Genomic DNA, 4,108 nt, shown 5'->3' on the forward strand with positions numbered 1-4,108 from the left:
GTTCTGGCTGGCACCCTTGTCATGTGCCATCTGACGTAGGCCTTGATGCAGCTTCTGGCCAGAGGATAGGACATTAGTTATGTAGGTTGTAATACTAGTTCAGCACGTATCTTACCCTCTCCCCAAACCCTCAGACTCATAGCCTTCTGAATAATTTAGGGACAAGCACCCCCTTTTGGAGGGAGGTATTACCCTGCCAATCGACTATAGTCAGGCATCCTGGGCTACGATAGATTCATTACTATGTATACCCACTCACAGTCCAGGCCATTTCCGTCTCATCTCTTCATCGGCTTTTCCAAACGGGATCTGCAGCAAACACGTGAAATCGTCCACTACTGTTACACCTCCCAAACCAATGGCGACACGCATCGTGCGCTGACACTTGCCCAGACTCTCCTGCCATGTGACAAAATTGTGGCAGCCGCCGGTCCACTCTCCTCTGAAGGCCTCGATCAGGATCAAGCCAACGTCATCAATATTTCCTATCCTCTCCCCTGGCTGGAACGGTATCTCAACAATCGCTACATCGGGATTGATCCAGTCGCCTCACGTGATGAGGAGTCAACAAACAAACTGTCTGGAATCACAAGATCACAAAACAGAATATGGCAACCGAGCAAGAGTTTATGGATGAAGCACGGGGATATGGGTTGCGAACGGAATTATCGGCGGAACGATCGATCCTCGATCAGGACGAATTAGTTTGTCGCCTTTCGCCGGAGGAGCCGACAAAGACAATCTCCGGTATAAAGACGTGGCCGACTACATCAGTTCATGTCTGCATGACGCCCCGACTAAGAACCTTCCCGTGCCCGCCAACGAGCCCGTTGCAACGGCACCACTAAAACCTCGAGAGACAGAAGTTCTCATGTGGATTGAAGAGGGAAAAACGACTTGGGAAATCGCCAGGATCTTGGACATCACCGAACGAACGGTTCGATTTCATGTGGAGGAAATCTTCAAAAAGCTCAACACGACAACTCGCGCCCAAGCGATCGCCAAAGCGCACAAAGGAGGGCTGCTTCCCTCCCCCCACGGCATGGTCTCAACAGGGTGAGAGTCGGACTCCATTCCGAAGCGGGTCCTCCTCCCACCGTTGCCACCACAACCTGTTAAGTGATGCCCCGCACCAACGCAAACTTCAGCAAATCGGCGTTCGTCGAGAGTTGTTGAGACTTCATCATCCTCGCTTTGTGGTACTCAATCGTTTTGCGGCTTAAACGAAGTGCTGTCGCAACCTCTTCGATCGAATGACCACGAGCCAAGAGTCGTAATACTTCGACTTGGCGTGGAGTCAGAGAATGCGTGCCTACCCTTCCGTAGTCGATTCTCCCAGTAACGCACCACCCCGACTTCGGACTCACATAGCGCGTCTCCCTTTGAAACAACTGTGTGAGGGCCTGCCCGATCTCTGTCGGATCACAGTTTTTCGTGAGATAGGCATTGCCACCTGCGGCAAACGCACGAGCGACATAGTCAGCTTCTGATGCATGGTCACCGAACAGAATCTTCACCGTAGGTTGAATCGCTCGAATTTGCCGCGCGGCTTCAAAACCATTGAGCTTCGGCATAGAAATATCCATAAAGACGAGATCAGGTGGAGCTCACGGACCTTTGCCACCAAGTCTTCACCATTCGTGGCGACTCCGGCCACCTCAAATCCTTCCGGCGCGGCAAACGGAGGTCTCGAACGTGTTGGCGCATGCCTTCTGCCATAAAATGGTGATCATCAGCAATCACAACACGCATACACTATTCCCATGCTTTCCTCTGGTGTGGAACCATGACGTCTATCCGTGTTCCCGTTCCACAGCACTCGCCAATTGACAACGCCCCATTGACTAACCGAATACGTTCCTCAATACCAATGAGACCGATCCCGGCCACCTCCTTTCGTGTCTTTTCCCGATCAAACCCCACTCCGTTGTCTTCTATACGCACTCGCAGCCCATCCGCTTCCATGGACAACGCTACTGCCACCCGGCTGGCTTTCGCATGCTTCTCAACATTACGCAATGCCTCTGAATCACACGATAGATCGTCGTGCTGAGAAGAGGACATATCTCGGGCACGCTCTTCCTGCCACGCGCACCTCTACGGGACACTTCAAGCGATTCGCATACTCCACAGCCAACCGCTTTACAGCCGCCACCAGGCCCAAATTCGTTAAAACGGCTGGATGCAATTCATGCGCTTTTGAGCGAGACCAGGTCGACAACACATCCAGTTCTTCTCGGAACCGGCCGATACTGTCGAGCAATTGATGCTGATCCTGAGGCGGGGCGGCAAGAAGGCTCCCCATGTTAAAAATAATGCTGCCAATCTTCGAACTCAGTTCGTCATGCAAATCAAGTGAGAGCTGACGACGATAGCTGTCTTCCGCAGTAAACAACCGGCTCGTGAGTGCCCGCAGTTCTTGTGTCGTACGCTCGATATGCTCTGCCTGTTCTCGCCCTAAACGATCGTAGAGATCGAGAATACGCTCATGTCCTCGCCTCTGCGCTTCCAAGACCAGACGGGACGACACATCGTTCCTGTCATTCCCCTCCATGCGCTCTCGATGGCGGAGATGCTCTTCGATAAACGCGAGATCGGAGTTGAGAAACGCCAGGTACGCACTCAGCGCAATCACCCGAAAATGGCTGGCGGCCGCAGGGAGGAATGTGGACGGGCCGAAAGAGCACCGTGGCAAAGGCCTCACCAGATGGGAGCCGACCACCGAAACCGATCACCGATTTCACCCCATACTGTTGAACAAATTCGCTTGCGCTGGAATACACGGATGCCCCAACGCCTCTTCAATACGAAAGACACCGAACGCCCGATCCAAATCACTAATACCAACAAGAAAGGGCCATCGTAGTTGCTGCGCCGAGAATGACCCAATCTCGAGTTGATCGAGAAGGTGAGACAATATCGGCATCCGGGTATGAAAGTCAGGGTCTGCGCGGCACGCAGCCAGCGCGTAGACAGGCGAGGATGACACCAAACATGAAACTGGCCACACGACCCCATCAATACAAAACATCGGGCCTGACGAGACAGTTCATGCGTTCCCGCCATCCCCTCCGCCATGATTTTCAAACGAGGCTCCAGCGTATCAAGAGGCCGCGTGACAAAGACGCGAGATAATAACAATGCCGGCGCGGCCGTTTCAGGAACACGGAAATGATCGTACAAATATTCGGGATAGCAGTTGAGAGACCGTCTCGACAGTAGCTGCGCGTGAACGCACTGCGCGAGGCGAACTGCGTAGCCTCTCGAAGCGTCAATGCCGAAGGATCACTGTGTGCGCTTTCCGACATCGGCTCAGTCGCTTCATCGAACCCGACGTTCTCATGTCATCCTCACATACAACAGGTGGAATGGGATCCAAACAATCTGGAGCACCTTCGATAACGTGACGATCGCGGGTTCGCATAGAAGAGAAATAACCCGGTAGGGTGACCAGGACATCGGTCATTTGACCAGTCCCCGCAGAAGACTATTTGATGAATAAAACCATGGGGACTAGTTAGCAATCTTAAATATACCATCCCCGCCCTATCCCAGGAATTGATGAGCAGTCTTCCCGACCCCCTAGTAATGGGATTGCATTCGAAGATTCAGAACCTTCTCCCTTTGGGCCTTCTCAGATTGGGAGGAGTTTACAAGGGTACGTTGGCCGGTCAATCCACACTTCACCGGCAGAAACGGCATTATCGTGATGCTGGAGGGCCTTAAGGAATTCAAAGGCTGTCAATTCATGTAACCAGTGAGAGACGGAAGAGATCTACCATGGAAGATGCGCTAAGCACTCCTTATGCCATTCCTCGTTATTCGATCGGGCTGATCCGCGAAGGAACTATCTCGATACAGGAATACCCCACGATCAGCTGCTCAAAAGAGTTTGCAGATGTTTTCGGGACAATGTTCGAGCAATATGACCGAGAGCATTTTTCGATCGCCTGCATTGACGCCAAACACAAAATTATCGGATTTCACACAATCGCTGTTGGAACACTCACGACAGCCCTTGTCCATCCTCGAGAAGTGTTCAAGACCGCTATCCTTCTTTCGAGTGCAGCCTGCGCTCTTTTTCACAATCACCCTTCGGGCGATCCCA

General features: G+C 52.4%; 5 protein-coding genes. 3 read left to right on the forward strand and 2 right to left on the reverse strand.

What is annotated here, in order from left to right:
- The first annotated feature begins 243 nt into the window (after nt 1-243).
- Together IPG22_07480 and IPG22_07485 are read left to right on the forward strand one after the other, a co-directional pair.
- Complete coding sequence (locus tag IPG22_07480) at nt 244-705, forward strand: autoinducer binding domain-containing protein (GenBank protein MBK6588118.1); 462 nt, start codon at nt 244-246, stop codon at nt 703-705.
- A gap of 52 nt (nt 706-757) precedes the next feature.
- The gene (locus tag IPG22_07485; GenBank protein ID MBK6588119.1) at nt 758-1,060 is read left to right on the forward strand and encodes a helix-turn-helix transcriptional regulator; all 303 of its coding nucleotides are present in this window, start codon (nt 758-760) and stop codon (nt 1,058-1,060) included.
- A gap of 55 nt (nt 1,061-1,115) precedes the next feature.
- Here IPG22_07485 and IPG22_07490 read toward each other — a convergent pair whose 3' ends face one another.
- Nucleotides 1,116-1,574: a response regulator transcription factor gene (locus IPG22_07490; protein MBK6588120.1), complete on the reverse strand. Its 459-nt coding sequence runs from the start codon at nt 1,572-1,574 to the stop codon at nt 1,116-1,118.
- Between the two features lie 455 nt (nt 1,575-2,029).
- Nucleotides 2,030-2,695 (reverse strand): hypothetical protein, encoded by a 666-nt coding sequence (locus IPG22_07495; protein MBK6588121.1) that lies wholly within the window; start codon nt 2,693-2,695, stop codon nt 2,030-2,032.
- 1,085 nt (nt 2,696-3,780) lie between these two features.
- On the opposite strand from IPG22_07495, the gene IPG22_07500 reads away from it, so the two are divergent.
- On the forward strand, nt 3,781-4,108 hold a 328-nt coding region (locus tag IPG22_07500), incomplete at its 3' end, for a hypothetical protein (protein ID MBK6588122.1).

The organism is Acidobacteriota bacterium, from assembly GCA_016703965.1.
GTDB lineage: Bacteria > Acidobacteriota > Blastocatellia > Pyrinomonadales > Pyrinomonadaceae > OLB17.